Source organism: Neorhizobium turbinariae, from assembly GCF_023223505.1.
Taxonomy (GTDB): domain Bacteria; phylum Pseudomonadota; class Alphaproteobacteria; order Rhizobiales; family Rhizobiaceae; genus Neorhizobium; species Neorhizobium turbinariae.
This window is the reverse complement of sequence record NZ_JALPRY010000016.1, coordinates 96,282-114,866: the sequence shown is the minus strand read 5'-3', so window position 1 is coordinate 114,866 and position 18,585 is coordinate 96,282. Positions and strand designations below refer to the sequence as shown.

Annotated in this window: 12 protein-coding genes; 6 read left to right on the top strand and 6 right to left on the bottom strand. The window is 63.4% G+C overall.

The window, feature by feature from the left end:
* Positions 1–66: 66 nt before the first annotated feature.
* The 6 genes from M0654_RS14875 (at position 67) to M0654_RS14850 (ending at position 7,894) form a co-directional block, all read left to right on the top strand.
* Positions 67–546: a formate dehydrogenase subunit gamma gene (locus M0654_RS14875; RefSeq protein ID WP_248683791.1), complete on the top strand. Its 480-nt coding sequence runs from the start codon at positions 67–69 to the stop codon at positions 544–546.
* Entirely contained in the window at positions 543–2,099 is a 1,557-nt protein-coding gene (locus tag M0654_RS14870; RefSeq protein ID WP_248683790.1) for a formate dehydrogenase beta subunit, read from the top strand. Before M0654_RS14875 ends, M0654_RS14870 begins: the two co-directional genes overlap by 4 nt.
* Positions 2,100–2,103: 4 nt before the next feature.
* Positions 2,104–4,983, top strand: a complete 2,880-nt coding sequence (gene fdhF, locus M0654_RS14865; protein ID WP_248683789.1) for a formate dehydrogenase subunit alpha — start codon at positions 2,104–2,106, stop codon at positions 4,981–4,983.
* The gene (fdhD, locus tag M0654_RS14860) at positions 4,983–5,810 is read left to right on the top strand and encodes a formate dehydrogenase accessory sulfurtransferase FdhD (protein ID WP_248683788.1); all 828 of its coding nucleotides are present in this window, start codon (positions 4,983–4,985) and stop codon (positions 5,808–5,810) included. The genes fdhF and fdhD overlap by 1 nt, the downstream gene beginning before the upstream one ends.
* Positions 5,800–6,174, top strand: a complete 375-nt coding sequence (locus tag M0654_RS14855) for a formate dehydrogenase subunit delta (protein ID WP_248683787.1) — start codon at positions 5,800–5,802, stop codon at positions 6,172–6,174. Before fdhD ends, M0654_RS14855 begins: the two co-directional genes overlap by 11 nt.
* A gap of 67 nt (positions 6,175–6,241) precedes the next feature.
* Positions 6,242–7,894 carry an OFA family MFS transporter gene (locus M0654_RS14850; protein WP_248683786.1) on the top strand — a complete coding sequence of 551 codons (1,653 nt, stop codon included), beginning with the start codon at positions 6,242–6,244 and terminating at the stop codon, positions 7,892–7,894.
* 72 nt (positions 7,895–7,966) lie between these two features.
* Here M0654_RS14850 and M0654_RS14845 read toward each other — a convergent pair whose 3' ends face one another.
* The 6 genes from M0654_RS14845 to M0654_RS14820 form a co-directional block, all read right to left on the bottom strand.
* Positions 7,967–9,727: a methyl-accepting chemotaxis protein gene (locus M0654_RS14845; RefSeq protein WP_248683907.1), complete on the bottom strand. Its 1,761-nt coding sequence runs from the start codon at positions 9,725–9,727 to the stop codon at positions 7,967–7,969.
* Between the two features lie 227 nt (positions 9,728–9,954).
* Positions 9,955–10,437 (bottom strand): chemotaxis protein CheW, encoded by a 483-nt coding sequence (locus tag M0654_RS14840; RefSeq protein ID WP_118850848.1) that lies wholly within the window; start codon positions 10,435–10,437, stop codon positions 9,955–9,957.
* Positions 10,438–10,640: 203 nt separating this feature from the next.
* Positions 10,641–11,570: an arginase gene (gene rocF / locus M0654_RS14835; RefSeq protein WP_248683785.1), complete on the bottom strand. Its 930-nt coding sequence runs from the start codon at positions 11,568–11,570 to the stop codon at positions 10,641–10,643.
* A gap of 31 nt (positions 11,571–11,601) precedes the next feature.
* The gene (locus M0654_RS14830; protein ID WP_248683784.1) at positions 11,602–16,092 is read right to left on the bottom strand and encodes a translocation/assembly module TamB domain-containing protein; all 4,491 of its coding nucleotides are present in this window, start codon (positions 16,090–16,092) and stop codon (positions 11,602–11,604) included.
* A gap of 21 nt (positions 16,093–16,113) precedes the next feature.
* Positions 16,114–18,045, bottom strand: a complete 1,932-nt coding sequence (locus M0654_RS14825) for an autotransporter assembly complex protein TamA (protein ID WP_248683783.1) — start codon at positions 18,043–18,045, stop codon at positions 16,114–16,116.
* Positions 18,046–18,221: 176 nt separating this feature from the next.
* Positions 18,222–18,485: a glycine zipper domain-containing protein gene (locus tag M0654_RS14820; RefSeq protein ID WP_118851656.1), complete on the bottom strand. Its 264-nt coding sequence runs from the start codon at positions 18,483–18,485 to the stop codon at positions 18,222–18,224.
* Between the last annotated feature and the right edge of the window lie 100 nt (positions 18,486–18,585).

Here is an 18,585-nt window from a genome sequence, read left to right as displayed (position 1 = left end):
AGGCTTCGGGAATAACCGGCCCCAGATCTCTCCCGGAGATTGGCGGTCGGCGGGAGGTTGGACGACATGAACATGCGTATTTCCGCCGGTGGGTTCACCGAGCGGTCGCTCGAGATCATTCGGGAGCTGAAGCATCTGGAGGGGCCGATGCTGCCGATCCTCCACGCTATCCAGGACGAGTTCGGTTATGTGCCCGAAGAGGTGAAGCCGGTCATTGCGAGCGAGCTCAACCTGTCGCGCGCGGAAGTGCATGGCGTCGTCACCTTCTACCACGATTTCCGGCATGAGCCTGCTGGCCGGCATGTCCTGAAGCTCTGTCGCGCCGAGGCTTGCCAGTCGATGGGCAGCGATCAGCTCGCGGATCGCGTCAAGCAGCTTCTCGGCATCGATTTCCACCAGACGACGCTCGACGGCGCGGTGACGCTGGAGCCGGTCTTCTGTCTCGGGCTGTGTGCCTGCGCGCCAGCCGCCATGCTGGACGACGAGGTTTATGGCCGTGTTGACGAGCACTGTCTTTCCGAAATGATGGCGGAGGTGCGTCGATGACCGTCCGTATCTTCATCCCCCGTGATGCCGCCGCGCTGGCGCTGGGCGCCGAGAAGGTCGCCAAGGCTGTTGCCGGTGAAATCGAAGCGCGTGGCCTTGATGCGGTGATCGTGCGCAACGGCTCGCGCGGCATGTTCTGGCTGGAGCCGCTGGTCGAGGTGGAAACGGAACGTGGGCGCGTCGCCTACGGTCCCGTCAAGGCGGCCGATGTGGCCGGGCTCTTCGACGCTGGGCTGGTGGACGGCGGTAACCACCCGCTCTGTCTGGGGCTGACGGAGGAGATCGAGTTCCTTCGTCAGCAGACGCGCCTCACCTTCGCCCGTTGCGGCATCATCGATCCGCTGTCGCTCGACGATTATCGCCTCTATCGCGGCTTCGTCGGGCTAGAGAAAGCCATTTCGATGCCGCGCGCCGAAATCGTCGCGCAGGTTACCGAAAGCGGCCTTCGCGGTCGTGGCGGTGCGGGCTTCCCGACCGGCATCAAGTGGAAGACGGTGATGGATGCGGCGGGTCCGCAGAAATACATCGTCTGCAATGCCGACGAGGGCGATAGCGCCACCTTCGCCGACCGGATGATCATGGAAGGTGACCCCTTCGTGCTGATCGAAGGCATGGCGATTGCCGGTATCGCGACGGGCGCCACCAAGGGTTACGTCTACCTGCGCTCGGAATATCCGCATGCCATCGCCACGATGACGCAAGCCGTCGAGATCGCCCGCAAGGCGGGCATCCTGGGCCCGTCGATCATGGGTTCGGCGCATGCCTTCGATATCGAGATCCGCTCCGGCGCCGGCGCCTATGTCTGTGGCGAGGAAACGTCGCTTCTCAACTCGCTGGAAGGCAAGCGCGGCATCGTGCGCGCCAAGCCGCCGCTTCCGGCGCTGCAGGGCTTCCTCGGCCGGCCGACGGTGGTCAACAACGTCATCTCGCTTGCCTCCGTGCCGGTCATCATGGACCAGGGTGCGGACTACTACAAAAACTTCGGCATGGGCCGTTCGCGCGGCACGATCCCGATCCAGATCGCCGGCAATGTGAAGCATGGCGGCCTGTTCGAGACGGCATTCGGCCTGACGCTTGGCGAGATCGTCGGCCGGATCGGGGGCGGTACTGCGACCGGGCGACCGGTGAAGGCGGTGCAGGTGGGCGGACCGCTTGGCGCCTATTTCCCGCCCGCCCTGTTCGACACGCCGTTCGACTACGAGGCTTTCGCGGCCAAGGATGGCCTGATTGGCCACGCCGGCATCACGGTGTTCGATGACTCGGCCGACATGCTGAAGCAGGCGCGGTTTGCGATGGAATTCTGTGCCATCGAAAGCTGCGGCAAGTGCACCCCCTGCCGCATCGGCTCGACCCGCGGCGTCGAGACGGCCGACAAGATCGCCCAGGGCATCGAGCCCGAGAAGAACAAGGCGCTGCTGGCCGACCTCTGCAACACGATGAAGTTCGGCTCGCTCTGCGCGCTCGGCGGCTTCACGCCTTATCCGGTGATGAGCGCGATGAACCATTTCCCGGAGGATTTCGCTCCGACACCCCTTATCGAAGCGGCGGAGTAACATCATGTCCCTCGTTCACGAAATCGACTACGGCACGCCCGCTTCGCGATCCGAAGCACAGGTCACGCTTACCATTGACGGCCGCGAGATCACCGTGCCGGAAGGCACGTCGGTCATGCGCGCCTCGATGGAGGCCGGCATCCAGGTGCCGAAACTCTGCGCCACCGACATGGTGGATGCCTTTGGTTCCTGCCGCCTCTGCCTCGTGGAGATCGAAGGCCGTGCGGGAACGCCGGCATCCTGCACCACGCCGGTCATGCCGGGCATGGTCGTACACACGCAGACGGGCCGGCTGAAAGACATCCGCAAGGGCGTGATGGAGCTCTATATCTCCGACCACCCGCTCGACTGTCTCACCTGCGCTGCCAATGGTGACTGCGAATTGCAGGACATGGCTGGCGCAGTCGGCCTCCGTGACGTCCGCTACGGTTATGAGGGCGACAATCATGTGCGCGCCCGCAACAATGGCGAGATCAACGCCAAGTGGATGCCGAAGGACGAGTCGAACCCATACTTCACCTATGATCCGTCCAAATGCATCGTCTGCTCGCGCTGCGTCCGCGCCTGCGAGGAAGTACAGGGCACATTCGCGCTGACCATCGAAGGCCGCGGTTTCGAAAGCCGCGTATCGGCGGGTATGCACGAGCATTTTCTCGATTCCGAATGTGTATCCTGCGGCGCCTGCGTGCAGGCCTGCCCGACGGCGACGCTGACCGAGAAGTCGGTCATTGCCATCGGCCAGCCGGAGCATTCGGCGGTGACGACCTGCGCCTATTGTGGCGTCGGCTGCTCCTTCAAGGCGGAGATGCGGGGCGAAGAGCTGGTGCGCATGGTGCCGTACAAGGACGGCAAGGCGAACCGCGGCCATTCGTGCGTCAAGGGGCGTTTTGCTTACGGTTATGCGACCCACAAGGACCGCATCCTCAACCCGATGATCCGCGAGAAGATCTCCGATCCATGGCGGGAAGTGACCTGGGAAGAGGCGTTCGCGCATGTGGCGTCGGAATTCCGCCGCATCCAGTACCAGTATGGTCGCGATTCGATCGGGGGTATCACCTCCTCGCGCTGCACCAACGAGGAAACCTTCCTCGTGCAGAAGCTGATCCGCGCCGGCTTTGGCAACAACAACGTCGATACCTGCGCCCGCGTCTGCCACTCGCCGACCGGTTATGGCCTCGGCCAGGCCTTTGGCACCTCGGCCGGCACGCAGAACTTCGACTCAGTCGAGCATACGGATGTGGTGATCGTCATCGGCGCCAACCCGACCGACGGGCATCCAGTCTTCGGTTCGCGACTGAAGAAGCGGCTGCGCCAGGGCGCCAAGCTGATCGTCATCGATCCGCGCCGCATCGACCTCGTCAAGACGCCGCATGTCGAGGCGTCCTATCACCTGCCGCTGCAGCCCGGCACCAACGTCGCAGTGCTGACCGCGCTGGCGCATGTCATCGTTACCGAAGGCCTGTTTGCCGAACAGTTCATCCGCGAGCGGTGCGACTGGTCCGAATTCGAGGATTGGGCTGCTTTCGTTGCGGAAGAGCAGCATAGCCCGGAAGCGACCGAAGCCTTCACCGGCGTTCCCGCGGAACTCGTGCGCGGCGCGGCGCGCCTTTATGCGACGGGTGGCAATGGCGCGATCTATTACGGTCTCGGCGTCACCGAACACAGCCAGGGCTCGACCACCGTCATGGCGATCGCCAACCTTGCCATGGCGACCGGTAATATCGGTCGTCCGGGCGTGGGCGTGAATCCGCTGCGCGGCCAGAACAACGTGCAGGGCTCCTGCGACATGGGCTCGTTCCCGCACGAGCTGCCGGGCTACCGGCATATCTCGGACGATGCGACGCGCGATGTGTTCGAGAAGATCTGGGGCGTGACGCTCAACAACGAGCCGGGCCTGCGCATTCCCAACATGCTGGATGCCGCCGTCGAAGGTACGTTCAAGGGCATCTATATTCAGGGCGAGGACATCCTGCAGTCCGACCCGGATACCAAGCACGTGTCCGCCGGCCTGGCCGCCATGGAATGTGTCGTGGTGCACGACCTCTTCCTCAACGAGACGGCGAACTACGCGCATGTCTTCCTGCCGGGTTCGACCTTCCTGGAGAAGGACGGCACGTTCACCAATGCCGAGCGCCGCATCAACCGCGTCCGCAAGGTGATGAGCCCGAAGAACGGTTATGCGGACTGGGAAGTGACCCAGAAGCTGGCCCAGGCGATGGGGCTGAACTGGAACTACACGCATCCGTCGCAGATCATGGACGAGATTGCGGCGACCACGCCGAGCTTCGCGTCCGTCTCCTACGACTACCTCGAAAAGATGGGCTCGGTTCAGTGGCCCTGCAACGAGAAGTATCCGGAAGGCTCGCCGATCATGCACGTGGACGGGTTCGTCCGCGGCAAGGGCAAGTTCATCCGCACCGAATATGTGGCGACCGACGAACGCACCGGTCCGCGCTTCCCGCTGCTGCTCACCACCGGCCGCATCCTTAGCCAGTACAATGTCGGCGCACAAACCCGGCGTACCGAAAACGTCGCCTGGCATTCGGAGGACCGGCTGGAAATCCATCCGCATGATGCCGAACAGCGCGGCATCAAGGACGGCGACTGGATCAAGCTTGCCAGCCGGTCGGGCGATACGACGCTGCGCGCGCTCATTACCGATCGCGTGGCGCCGGGCGTGGTTTACACCACCTTCCACCACCCGGACACGCAGGCAAACGTCATCACCACCGACTTCTCCGACTGGGCGACCAACTGCCCGGAATACAAGGTGACGGCGGTGCAGGTGTCGCCGTCCAACGGTCCGACGGAGTGGCAGCAGGACTATAGCGAGTTGTCGCGCCAGTCCCGCCGGATCGCAGGCAAGCTGGAGGCAGCGGAATAGTGTCGGATCGCGCAACCACGGCCACGGCCCGGGAGATTGCCCGCCGCAACGGCGTGGTTCGCGCCGGCTCACGGGTGGTGCCGGAGGAGGTGCCGATCGCCTTTTCCTATGGCGGCTCGACCCAGGCCGTGATGATGGGCACGCCGGCGGATCTCGAGGACTTCGCGGTCGGCTTCAGCCTCACCGAAGGCATCATCTCGTCGATGGCGGAGATCGAGGAGATCACCGTGGTCGGCGAGGGGCGGGGCCTCGACGTGCAGGTGACGCTTGCCGAGGACAAGGAAGATGCGCTCCGCGCCCGACGCCGGCATATGGCCGGACCTGTTGGTTGCGGGCTTTGCGGCATCGAGTCGATCGACCAGGCCATGCGCGCCGTGCCGGATGTCTCGGGCATCCAGCAGGCCTTGTCTGCGAGGCACATCACCGACGCGGTGAAGGCACTGAACGGGGCACAGCCGTTGCATGCGGAAACACATGCCGTGCACGGCGCCGGGTTCTTCGTGCCGGGCAAGGGCATGATCGCGGTCCGCGAGGATGTCGGTCGGCACAATGCGCTCGACAAGCTCGCCGGGGCCGTGGTGCGCCAGGGCGTGCAAGGATCGGACGGGGTGGTTGTCGTCACCAGCCGCATCTCGGTCGAGATGGTGCAGAAGACGGCAATCCTCGGAAGCGCCGTGCTGATCGCCATCTCTGCGCCGACCGCGCTCGCCATCCGTACCGCCGAGGAGGCGGGCATGACCCTCGTCGCGCTCTGCCGCGGCGAAGATTTCGAAGTTTTTACCCGTGATGATCGTATCGACACCGGAGTGGTTGCCCATGTCGCTTGAAGCCATGTCCCATGAAAAAGACCCGCACCAACTGGTGATGGACAAGATCGTCCGCATGGCAAACCAGATCGCCACTTTCTTCCTGTCGCAGCCGGAAGACATCCGGGCGGAAGGGGTCGCCACGCATATCAACAAGTTCTGGGAGCCGCGCATGCGCCGGCACCTGTTTGAACATCTCGAGCGCGGTGGAGAGGGGCTTCTGCCGCTGGTGATCGAGGCGTCGACCATGATCCGGCGCCCGGAGGCGAAGGTCGGATCGGGCGTAGGCGTCGGCGCGGATGCCGCACAGGGTGCCCCGGGCGGGAAGGGGCCGGCGGCGGGCGAATCGCTGTCGGAGCCGAACATCCCCGAAAGCACCGGTTGAGAGATTTTGCTCCCGCCGGGAGGGCGAGAGCGCGAGACGCAGTCATCATCCAGAGGGAGGATATTAGATGGCAGTTGCAGCAAATGGAGCGCTCGTCGGCGACGTCGGGCTTCTGGATAGAGAACGAATCATCGCCAAACCTGGCTTCAACCGCTGGCTTGTTCCGCCGGCGGCGCTTGCCATCCACCTCTGCATCGGCATGGCCTATGGCTTCAGCGTGTTCTGGTTGCCGCTGACACGCGCCATTCCCGGTGCTGCCGATCCTTCCTGCGCAAGCCTCAACCTCCTGTCGGCGCTTTTCACGACGACCTGCAACTGGCGCGTTGCCGACCTTGGCTGGATCTATACGCTCTTCTTCGTGCTGCTCGGTTGCTCCGCGGCCATCTGGGGCGGCTGGCTGGAACGCGTCGGGCCGCGCAAGGCGGGCTTCGTTTCGGCCTGCTGCTGGTGCGGCGGCATTCTGGTCGCGGCCGTTGGCGTCATGACCCACCAGCTTTGGCTGATGTGGCTTGGTGCCGGCGTGATCGGCGGCGTCGGGCTTGGCCTCGGCTATATCTCGCCGGTGTCGACGCTCATCAAGTGGTTCCCGGACCGGCGCGGCATGGCGACCGGCATGGCCATCATGGGCTTCGGCGGCGGCGCGATGATCGGCGCACCACTCGCCAACCTGCTGATGAACTACTTCAAGACGGATGTCTCGATTGGCGTCTGGCAGACCTTCATCACGATGGCGATCATCTATTTCTGCTTCATGATGGGCGGCGCCTTCGGCTACCGCATCCCGCCGGCTGGCTGGCGCCCGGAGGGCTGGACGCCGCCGGTGTCCAAGTCGACGATGATCACCACCCGCCACGTCCACCTGCGCGACGCGCACAAGACGCAGCAGTTCTGGATGATCTGGCTGGTGCTTTGCCTCAACGTGTCCGCCGGTATCGGCGTTCTCGGCGTGGCATCACCGATGCTTCAGGAAATCTTTGCGGGTTCCCTGATCGGGCTCCCGGAGCTTTCCTTCTCGCAGCTTGATGCAGGGCAGAAGACGCAGATTGCCGCGATCGCAGCCGGCTTCACCGGCCTCCTGTCGCTGTTCAACATCGGCGGGCGGTTCTTCTGGGCCTCGTTGTCCGACAAGATCGGCCGCAAGAACACCTACTACACCTTCCTGCTGCTCGGCATCGTGCTTTACGCTGCTGCTCCGACGCTCGCCGACATGGGCAGCAAGGCGCTCTTCGTTCTGGCCTTCGGCGTGATCCTGTCCATGTATGGCGGTGGGTTCTCGACCATCCCGGCATACCTTGCGGATATCTTCGGCACGCAGTTCGTCGGTGCTATCCACGGCCGCCTGCTGACGGCGTGGGCGACGGCCGGTATCGTTGGACCGGTGGTCATCAACTATATCCGCGAAGCGCAGATCGCAGCCGGCGTGGCACCGGGACCGGCGCTCTATACCGGCACGATGTATATCCTTGCCGGCATGCTGGCACTGGGCCTCGTGGCAAACATGCTGGTGCGCCCGCTTTCCGACAAGTGGTTCATGTCGGATGAGGAAGTTGCCTCGTTGCAGGCAAAGACCGCTGCCGCCAATGCCGGGCCGTCCGGCTCCTTCGGGATCGGCAAGGGTGGTTTTGACGCCAAGGCAGCACTCGCCTGGGCCGTTGTCGGTATCCCGCTCCTGTGGGGTGTCTGGGTGACGCTGCGCAGCAGCTTCGTGATCTTCGGATAAGAAGGTCAACCTGAACAGAAAAGGCCCGCAGCACCAACCGTGCTGCGGGCCTTCTGTATTGTGCGAGGTGCGTCAGAAGTTTTCCCAGCCAGCGACCTTGGCCTGGAGTTGCGCATGCACGGCGCGTAAGCCGCCGGTATTCGCCTCACGGGCAGGAGGCGGCGCGTGCTGCACGGGTAGTTTCGCCTCGGCGGGACCGGTGTCGAACTGCGAGAGCAGGTTGCGCAGGCTCTCTGCCTCCGTCGCCAGCGAATGGCTGGCCGCCGTGGTTTCTTCCACCATGGCGGCGTTCTGCTGGGTCGCCTGATCCATGTGATTGACCACCTGGCTGATCTCGCGAAGGCTTGCCGCCTGCTCGCGCGACGCTTCGACGATCGCGGCGACATTGCCGTCGATGCCGGCGACCTGCACGGCGATCTCCCGCAGCGAGGTGCCGGTCTTGCCGACAAGCGCGACACCTGTCGAAACCTGGTGCGAGGAGGTGTTGATCAGCGTCTTGATCTCCTTCGCAGCCGTTGCCGACCGCTGCGCAAGTTCGCGGACCTCCTGCGCGACCACGGCAAAACCCTTGCCTGCTTCGCCTGCCCGGGCCGCTTCGACCCCGGCGTTCAGTGCAAGCAGGTTTGTCTGGAAAGCGATGTCGTCGATCACGCCGATGATGTCGGTGATCTCGCGGGAGGAATGGGCGATCTGGTCCATGGCAGCGATTGCCTCGCGCACCACGAGCCCGGATTGCTCGGCGTGCTGCCTCGTTTCCGTGACAAGCCGCCCGGCATCTTCGGCGCGGCGGCTTGAGTCGCCAACCGTGTTGGTGATCTCTTCCAGTGCCGCTGCCGCTTCTTCCAGTGCGGCTGCCTGCTGTTCGGTGCGTTTGGCCAGTTCCTGCGAGGCGTCGCGGACTTCGCTCGATGCCGCGGCAATGCCGGATGCGTTGCGGCCGACAACCTCCATCGCATCGCGCAGCTTGGCCGCGACCGTGTTGAAGTCGTGGCGCAGCGCCTCCATGGTCGGCACGAAGGGCACGTCCAGCGACTGGTTGAGCTTGCCTTCCGCCAGGTCCCGCAGGCTCCTGCCGAGCTTGCTGATGGCGCTCATGCGCGGCGTGACATCGGTCGCGAACTTCACGACCTTGACGACCTTGCCGTTCATGTCGCGGATCGGGTTATAGGCAGCCTGGATCCAGATCTCCTTGCCGCCCTTGCCATAACGCACAAACTCGTCGGCGATGAACTCGCCGCTTTCGAGCTTCTTCCAGAACTCGGCATAAGCAGCGGAGGCGGCGTAGCTTGGGTCGCAGAACATGCGGTGGTGGCGACCCTGGATCTCGCTCAGGTCGTAACCCAGCGCGGCGCAGAAGTTCTCGTTGGCGGTGAGGATCTCGCCTTGCGGCGTGAATTCGATCATCGCCTGGGAGCGGCTGATGGCCTCCAGTTTGCTCGCATCTTCCGCCGCGGCCATCTTGGCCGCGGTGATGTCGGTCGCGATCTTGACGACCTTGTAGGGTTTTTCGCCGCGAAAGACCGGATTGTAGGAGGCCTGGATCCAGATCTCGTCTCCCGACTTGGCGATCCGCTTGTATTCCCGCGCGTCGAACTTGCCGCGGGCGAGGTTGGCCCAGAACTGCCGGTAGTCTTCCGACGCCACATAGGCCGGGTCACAGAAGATGCGGTGATGTTTGCCGCGGATTTCCGCGATCTTGTAGCCCAACGTTTGGCAGAAGTTGTCGTTCGCATCGAGGATGTTGCCGTTGAGGTCAAACTCGATCAGCACCTGCGAGCGGGAGATGGCATCGACGATATGGCGCGCCTTGGAATCTCCACCTATTCCCAGCATGTCCTTCCCAAGGAACCGGGTTTGCACCGGCTCCTTCCTCTTCCCCTCAGGTGCCACATGGACAGGCGGCACCGATTGCCCGGGAAGAATTACCGCAGCCAAGAATTAACAACTGCTTTAAACAACATCATAATATTAGCAGAAATCAATTCGCGTGGAGGTTGGTAAATAAAAACGCCGCCCGTTTAGGTTCGGGCGGCGCTTCGAGGTCTGCGGTGCAGGGATGTTTAAGCTGCGAGGTCTTCTGCTTCGGAGCCCTTGAACATCTTGGCGAGGTTCAGGAAGCAGATCATGCCGTTTTCATTGGCGATGATGCCTTCCGAGAATGACTTGTCGAAGGATGCGGAGACTTCCGGAACAGGCTGAACCTGGCTCGACGGAATGGTGAGGATGTCGGAGACGCGGTCGACCAGCATACCGATGACCATGTTGTGCACTTCCGCAACCACGATGGCGCTGCGCTCGTTGGCAACGGTGCTCTTCATGCCGAGCTTGTAGGCAAGGTCGATGATCGGGATAACCGAGCCGCGCAGGTTCATGACGCCGATGACATCGGCTGGTGCATGGGGAAGCGGGGTCGACGGAGCCCAGCCGCGGATTTCGCGGATTGTTGTGGTCTTGACGCAGAATTCCTGATCATGAAGCCGGAAGGCGATGATTTCGAGGTTTTCTTCGCTGTAGTTCGTAGGATTGGTCGTCGTCGATTCCATCAAGGTGTTCCCAACTATCCGCTGCCTGTGCGGTGGCGGCACTGGATGTGGCGGCCGACCGTAGCCCGTGAGTGTTCGCACAACCTCCATGCAGCACATGGTGCAGCAGGTCGCGCCGTGGGATCATAGGCGAAGAGTATTGCGCAAATCTAAATCATCGCCCGTAGGCGGGCGATGTAGGGAACAACCAGTATCTCTAGAAATCAGGCCGAACGGGTCGGGCGGTCGAGGACACGGCGGCCGAACAGGCTTGCCGTCAGTTCCACCATGATGCGTGCGCTGCGACCGCGATCGTCCAGGAAGGGGTTGAGCTCGACGAGATCGAGCGAAGTCACCAGACCGGTGTCGTGCAGCATTTCCATGATGAGGTGCGCTTCGCGGAAGGTGGCGCCGCCGGGCACCGTGGTGCCGACGCCAGGCGCGATGTCCGGGTCAAGGAAGTCGACATCGAGGCTCACATGCAGGAGACCGTTGGCCTCTGTGACCTTCTGGATGACCTGTCGCATGATGGCGGCGAGGCCGAATTCATCGATGGCGCGCATGTCGAAGACATTGACGCCGTTCTCGGCGATGAGCTTGCGTTCGATCTCGTCCACCGAGCGGATGCCGACCTGGAAGACGTTGGAGGGGGAGACCAGCGGGCGATCGGTCGGAAGAATGGTGCCAAGTTCGGCTTTGCCGGAGAAGAAGGCAACCGGCATGCCGTGGATATTGCCCGATGGCGAGGTTTCCGGCGTGTTGAAATCAGCATGCGCATCCAGCCACAGGACGAACAGCGGGCGGTCGACTTCGGCGGCGTAACGCGCCATGCCGGAAACGCTGCCCATCGACAGGCTGTGGTCGCCGCCAAGCGCGATCGGGATGCCACCGTTCCTGGCAGCCTGGTACATGCTGTCTTCCAGCGACCGCACGAACCCAGCGACAACCGGAAGGTTCTTGGCTTCCGGACGATCGGAAAGATCGCTTGCCGGCTCCGGACGCAGGTCACCGCGGTCTGTCACGGTGAAGCCGAGTTCTTCCAGCGCCTTGCGGATGCCGGCGAGACGGAAGGCAGCCGGGCCCATGGCACAACCGCCGCGTCCTGCGCCTTCTTCAAGCGGCACGCCGATCAACGTGATGTCCATGGACGTCATGGCATTCTCCAGATGCTTATTGCGGGTAAAATCAGTATTCGCGCTCGTAGAAGATGCCGGCGGTGCCACCTTCGGTGCCCGCACCCGCCTTCAGCTTCACGCCGCGGCCGACATCGAGATTGATGGTCGCCCGTGCGCCGTCAGTGCCGCCCTGCTCCAGCTGCAGATAGGTCCGCTTGTTGAGGTAACGGCCAACGGAAACGCTGGTCTGGCCGGTATCGTCGGTCTTGATGTCGAGGTCGTCGACGCCGAGATTGCTGCGCAGCGTCTCGAGCAGCGAGGTGGAGCCACCGCCCGCCAGCTGGCTGACGGCATCGGCGAGTTGGGCGATCTGCAGCGGCGACAGGCGCGACATGGACTGGCCGAAGATCAGTCGTGCAAGCACTTCGTCCTGCGGCAGGGCAGGGGCAGACGAGAAGGAAATCGTCGGGTCGTTGGCGACGCCCGTGACCTTGACGATAATGGTCGTCTGCGCCGAGGTGGTGGTGGCTTCCATGTTCAAGACAGGGATCAAGCCGCCCCCAAAGGTGATGTCGCCGCTGGTGAAATCGAGGCGTTTTGACAGGATGACCAGGCGACCGCGGCGCATCTCGAAGCCGCCGGCCACGATCGGAGCCTGCGCATTGCCGGTGATGGTGAGGTTGCCACCGAGTTCGGCATCGATACCGCGACCGCGCACGAAAATGCCGTTTGGCGCGCGAACGGTGAGGTTGAGCGCGATCGGCTCGGACGTGCCTTCCGCCTTTTCCGGTTGCAGCACCTTGATCTGGCGCGCCACCTTTGGCGGTGGGTTCTTGTGACGAACGTTGACTTCGGCAAGCGATGTCGGCAGGCGCGCCGGCACGGTGATGGCAGCTTTGGTGAGCGTGACGGTGCCGCCCACGACAGGGCCGGCCATCAGGGGACCGGTTACCGTCAGCGCCCCGTCCGCGGTCGCGGCAAAGATGTTGCCGTCGGCATAAACCGCCTGTGCAAGCGTGATCCTCAGGTCAGCGGGGAAGCCTGAGCCGATGCCAATGGTGCCTTGCGCGGAGACAGTTCCGCCGCCCGAAAGCTTGCCGGACAGGCGGGAGATGTTGGCGGTCTGGCCATCGAAGGCGACGTTGGCGGCAAGATCGGTGAGGGCAAGATTGCGCTTTACATCCACGAGCCTTGCGCCGGACGCGGATGCCGTACCGGTGATGGCGGGGGCTGCCACCGTGCCGCCGATCGCAACATCCACGGTCCCCGTGCCTTCCAGGATCAGGCCTTGCGCCGCCAGTTGCCCGGCGATGATGGAGAAGGGCAGGTTGCCGTTGAACTTGAGGTTCAGCGCCCGTGCGCCGGCAAGCGCGACGGAACCACCGCCGGAAAGCGAGATACCGCCTCCACCGGACACACGCGTGTCGACGGTGACGGTACCGTTCTGGAACGTGCCCTTGGCAGTGACATCGACTGAGGCCAGACCGACGGATGCGGTTTGCGCGACGCCCGCGTCCGCCCAGCGTAGGTCGTAACGCACGGCCGGGGCTTCCGGCGTGCCGGTCGCGGTCACCGTTCCGGAGATCGTGCCGCGTGCGCCGACTGCCGGCGCAAAGGCGTTGACCAGGCTTGCGGGAATGGCATTGGCGCGTGCGTCGATATCAAGCGCCGGCACGCCATCCTTCAGGAGTACGCGGCCGGTGGCGGTGAAATCTAGCCCGCCTGATCCGCTGAGGCGGGTGTTTTCAAGTGCAAGCGTACCTTCGGTGAAACTGCCGCTTGCCTGGAGGCGAAACGGATCGATGCCAGCATCGCGCGTCTGGCGAAGCTGTGCATCACTCCATTCCAAATCATATTTGACGGCCGGGGCCGATGGGGTTCCGGTTGCGGTGATCGTACCGGAAATGGCGCCTGCCGCATTCATGGCAGGCACGAAGGTGTTGAGGAGGCTTGCCGGGAGGGACCGGATGTTGGCCACGAGATCAAGCGTCGAGCCGGCGCTACCATCGACGGAAACGCTGCCAGAACCGGTGGCGAGCGTCAGTCCTGCGAGCCGGGCCCCTCCATCGACGATGGCTATCCTCGTCGGTGCGGCAAGGCGGATCGGAATGTTGCGCGGGTTGGCGGCAAAGCTCTCGATGCCGACCGAAAGTTCTTCTCCGCTTGTCACATCACCAACGGCCGTCAGCGGCGCATTGTCATATTGTGCGGCAAGGTTGAACGCTGTCCGGTTGCCGCCATGGTTGACGTCGAGCTTCAGGTCGTTGAGGCCAACCGAGCCGGCGCCGATGCGCGCTGCGCGCACCGTGCCTTCGGCGGCGATCGCCTTGATATCGGGTATCGCGAGATCGATGTTCGGCTGGGCAATCTCAATCGTGCCGCGCTTGATGCCGCTGCCGGAGGCGCGAACCACGGCGCCGGCCTTGCCATCGCTGTTGTTCAGCAGGACGGTGCCCTTGAGGTCACCCTGCGCCTGCTGTGCGGCGAGCGCTGCCAGCAGCGAGATGTCCGGGAAGTCGAAGGTCAGTTCGCCCTGCGGCAGGAAGTCCGGCGAGAAGTTCAGGTTGCCGTTCAGCTTGTTCGGACCGACCTCGACAATGATGGCCGGCACGGCGGTCTTGCCTTCCGCGGATTCCACATCGGCGTCGATCTTGATCGGTTGGCTGTCGAGCGAACCGGTGGCAGTCAACTTGCCCTTTGGCGCATTCGGATCGGCGGTGCCGTCCACGACAACACTCAAGTCTTCGAGGCGGCGGCCGGCGAGGCGTGCTTCGGCGGAATTGATGACCGCCTTCACGTCGAGCGCACTGAGCGGGCCCTTGGCATTGATGTCGAAGCCGGCAGCACCTTCGGCTTCCGGCAGCCAGCGCTTCAGGTCCGGCATGCGACCGGCAAGTCGACCGGTGACCGCTTCCTTTTCATAGAGGATGTTGCCGTGCGCCTCGACCGCGTTCGACCGCATGACGAAGTTCTCAAGCGCCATGCGTCCGCCGGTGACGACGTTCACATAACCTTCTGCGGAAAGCTTGCCTTCGAACTTCGGCGCCAGCGACGGCGGCAACACGCTCGGATTGGCAAAGACGCGGAAATTGCCGGTGATTGCCTGCTTCGAGGTGTCGTAGGCGCCCGAGACGGTGCCGTTGACACTCTGGCTGTCGAAGGTGGCGGCGTCCAGACCGATCGCGGGCGGCGCAAGCCGCAGCGGTGCGTCAAGCGTCACAGGCCCGCGGATGACCCGATCCAGATTGTCGTCGGTGAAATCGGTACGGCCAACGGTGAAGCGGCTGCGGATGCTGCCCGAACGCGAAACGAGGTTGAGGTCCTCGCTCTCGGCCTGGAGGCGGATCTGGTTGAAGCGGCCCTGCGGGATCTGGGCGGCGCTCAAGGCGGCGGTGGCATTGAACCGCGCCGAGGCTGCCGCCCCGGTGAGCGTGAAGTTGACGCTCTCGATGGAGAAGCGGCTTTCTTCGCCACTGACGGGCCAGATGAGGTCGACCGGGCCATTGGTGCCGGCGAGGCTTGCCATCAGGCTGTTGTCGCCGGTTGGATCCCAGGCGCCCTTGGCCGAGAGGCGTACGGCGCCGGACGCAAGCTCACCGCGCTCGATGTCGATGCGGCCGGACGGGGCGTAGACCGCCGCCATGTCGATGTCGGTCGTGCCCTCAAACAGCGGGCGGAAAGCGGGCGGAAGCAGCGTTGCCAGCTGGCCGCCGCCCGTGACTTCCATGCGATGCCGGTCGTTCTGGACGAGCAGGTGGCGGCCGGTGACGTCGATGACCTGGGTGCCGCCGACGCTGCCGATCAGCTTGCCGGCCCAGTCTGACAGCGGGCCTTCGCCATCGAGCGCCAGTTCCACCGCCGGGGCGTTGGGCAGGCGCAGCAGCCGGGCGAGAAGACCACCTTCGGGTTCGGAGACCGCGGCCTTCAGCGTCAGGCGATTGGCCGAGGGCGCATACAGAATGTCTGCGGAGGCGCGCGCGTCCGGCTCATCCTTGCGGGTCGCCTGCAGGTCGAGCGAGATGTCGGGCCCGGTCGCATCGATCGAGCCCTTCAGGGAGAGCGCGAAATCGCGGCCCGACAGCGCTTGCGACAGGTTGATGTCCGGCAGGTCGATCTGGGCGACACGGATGCCGACGGGCAGCGGCGATCCGCCGGAATCAGAGTCGTCGCCCGGCGGGGTAGGGGTGGTCGATGGCTTCGGCGGGCGGATGAAGTTCACCGTTTCTGCCGAAACATGATCCGCCTTGAAGACGCCGCCAATCAACGAGGTCGGCGACCAATCGATGTTGATGCCTGAGATTTCTGCGTAGGGACCTTCGTCATCCGACAGCGTCAGCTGGTCGAGGCGCAGGTCGCCCGTCAGCAGCCCTTCCGGCCGCGAGAAGGTGACCTTGCGATCCGGCGTCGAGACGATCGCCGAGACGCGTTCTGCGGCAACACGGCCGCCCACCGGCGTCAGTGCCACGAACAGCACGACGCCCAGCGCCATGACGAACAGGACCGCGACCACGCTTATCGCAGCCTTCAAAATCCCCTTCAGCAGGCGAAGCATCAGCGTCATGCCGGTCAATTACCTCTTGCCTTAGAATGCCTGCCCGATGCCTGCATAAATACCGTACTGGCTGCCACCGTCGTAGCGCTGCAGCGGAAGCGCAACGTCCAGTCTCAGCGGTCCGAATGGTGTGGCATAGCGGATGCCAACCCCAGCTCCAGCACGTATATCAGAAAAATCAGGCGTGATTTCGGTCGACACCGTACCAACGTCAATAAAAGGTACTACGCCAATGTTTTCTGTCACTTTTAGCCGCACTTCGAATGAACCCAGTGCATAAGAACGTCCGCCTGTGGCCTCGTCTTCACTATTATAGGGCGAAATTTCCCGATAGGCATACCCGCGGACAGATCCGCCACCGCCGGCAAAGAACCGACGTGTTGCGGGGATGCTTTCCAGGTCATCACCGCCGATGAGCGTGCCGGCTGCAAGCCGTCCCGCCAGCACCACCCGGTTTTCCTCGCCAAGACCGAGATAGCCCGAGATCGACCCTTCGAAGGAGGAGAAGATCGTGCCTTCGAGTGTCTCGTAGCTCGGCTTGGCCGACAGCGTCGCATAATAACCTTCGGTCGGATCGAGCTTGTTGTCGCGCGCGTCGCGCTCGAAGGAAACCGGGAGGCTCAGCGTCAGGTACTGGTTCTTGCCGAAGGCGTCTTCGGTGCTGGTATAGGCGATCTCACCGCCACCCTTGAGCTTGTCGGTGTCGTTCAGCTCGTATGCAAGGTTCGCCGAATAGATGATTGTCTGCGCGTCATAGGCGTCCGGCGATTCGCTCTTGGCTTCCAGTCGCGATTCAAAGGTGGACTCAGGTACGGGGAAGCCCGGCTTGGTAAAGATGATGCCGGCGGAATAGTCATAGGTCGTCACATCTGTGGTCGCGCCGATGCCGGAGACCTTGCCCTCGATCCGCAGCGATTCCGCTTGGCCGAACAGGTTGCGATGACCCCAGTAACCTTGCAGGCCGGCGCCATCGATGGAGGAAAACTCTGCGCCGACGCCGAAGTAACGGTGCTTGCCTTCCGAAATCTCGATCGTCAGCGGCAGCGAGCCATCCGGCGCCAGCGCTTCCGCCTCGCGGATCGTGACGCTCGAGAAGACGCCGAGTTCGCGCAACCGGTCATTGGCCTTCTTCAACTGTTCGGGTGAATAGCGCCCGCCTTTGTCGAGCCGCGAATACCGGCTGATGAAGTTGGGATCGACGGTCTTGGCACCCTTTACCGCAACCGCGCCGAAGGGCGCGACTGGTCCACCGACCGCGCCGAGCGTCACATCAACCGTCGTGGTGCGGTGATCGGCCGTCACCTCGCGCTCGGTCAGCTTTGCAAGCGGGCGGCCTTCCTTCTTGAGGTCGACGACGACCTGCTCACCGGCTTTCAGGATGAGCCGCGATCCGGCCTTTTCGCCGAGTTCGAGATCGTAGTCCTCCGGGTTCTTGCGGGCGGCATCGCCATTCATCTTGACGGCACCGAGCGCAAAGACCGGGCCCGGATCGACACGGACCGTCACGGGCACGGGCCGGGAATGATCGAAAGTCGGGTTGGGCGGCAGGCTGTCGATGTCGGTACCGGCCACCGAGATCTGCACTGTTCCGCCATAGCGCGCCTCTTCGTAGAGCACCGCAATCAGGCGTTCGCGGTCTTCGCGCGCCTTGATGACAACGCCAAGGTCGCCGGAAACCGGTTGTTCCTCATCGTTGACCAGCGAGGCGGCATTCTCCAGCCGTTCCTTGAGGTCCTTGTCGGCATCGCCGGTATCGAGCGTCGCATCATAACGTACCGGGTCGATGACCTCGATCGCGTCATCCTCATCATCACCGAACAGGGTGATGCCGAAAATCTTGAAGGCATGGGCGTCGGTTGCGAGGGGTGGCGAAAGCAACACGAGGGCGGCAAGCGATGCAGCAGTGCCTGCGTTCACCCACAGCTTGCGCTTGTTTATCCGCCCGGTTTTGTCGTTCTGCATACGCAAACTGATAAAAGACCCTCGTTCGGGCGCCCGTCCTGGCTCCACGAAGGGCCTTACTTAGCCGTAATTATGGCCAGACGGTACCCCTTCTTCCGATCTCCGGGTCACTTCACAAAGAAAAAGCCCCGGAGCTTGCTCCGGGGCCACAGGGTACTGCTAAAGCTGATAATCGATCAGTAACGGCGCGGGCAGCTATCGATGTAGCGGCGGCCGTAACGGTCGCGGTAGTAGCACTGGCCGGGCTGCTCGGCGACGGAGCCGATTACCGCGCCAGACACGCCGCCGATGGCCGCGCCAACGGCTGCGCCGCGGACGTTGCCGGTTGCCAAGCCGCCGATCACGGCACCTGATGCGGCGCCGACGCCGGCACCCTGTTCGGTCGCCGTGCAGCTCGCCAGCGATCCGCCAACCATCAAGAGCACTAGAAATTTCTTCATGAATTCCTCCTGGAGTCCTTCCGTCGGCTGTTCCATGGCAGCCGCTATCAGCAACAATAGGTCGCGGCGGTCGAGAGTCCATATTTTAGCGCCGGATATT

Coding starts and splice junctions, on each gene's coding strand:
- M0654_RS14875 (WP_248683791.1), top strand. CDS start 67: ATGAACATGCGTATTTCCGCCGGTGGGTTCACCGAGCGGTCGCTCGAG.
- M0654_RS14870 (WP_248683790.1), top strand. CDS start 543: ATGACCGTCCGTATCTTCATCCCCCGTGATGCCGCCGCGCTGGCGCTG.
- fdhF (WP_248683789.1), top strand. CDS start 2,104: ATGTCCCTCGTTCACGAAATCGACTACGGCACGCCCGCTTCGCGATCC.
- M0654_RS14855 (WP_248683787.1), top strand. CDS start 5,800: ATGTCGCTTGAAGCCATGTCCCATGAAAAAGACCCGCACCAACTGGTG.
- M0654_RS14850 (WP_248683786.1), top strand. CDS start 6,242: ATGGCAGTTGCAGCAAATGGAGCGCTCGTCGGCGACGTCGGGCTTCTG.
- M0654_RS14845 (WP_248683907.1), bottom strand. CDS start 9,727: ATGCTGGGAATAGGTGGAGATTCCAAGGCGCGCCATATCGTCGATGCC.
- M0654_RS14840 (WP_118850848.1), bottom strand. CDS start 10,437: ATGGAATCGACGACGACCAATCCTACGAACTACAGCGAAGAAAACCTC.
- rocF (WP_248683785.1), bottom strand. CDS start 11,570: ATGACGTCCATGGACATCACGTTGATCGGCGTGCCGCTTGAAGAAGGC.
- M0654_RS14830 (WP_248683784.1), bottom strand. CDS start 16,092: ATGACGCTGATGCTTCGCCTGCTGAAGGGGATTTTGAAGGCTGCGATA.
- M0654_RS14825 (WP_248683783.1), bottom strand. CDS start 18,045: ATGCAGAACGACAAAACCGGGCGGATAAACAAGCGCAAGCTGTGGGTG.
- M0654_RS14820 (WP_118851656.1), bottom strand. CDS start 18,485: ATGAAGAAATTTCTAGTGCTCTTGATGGTTGGCGGATCGCTGGCGAGC.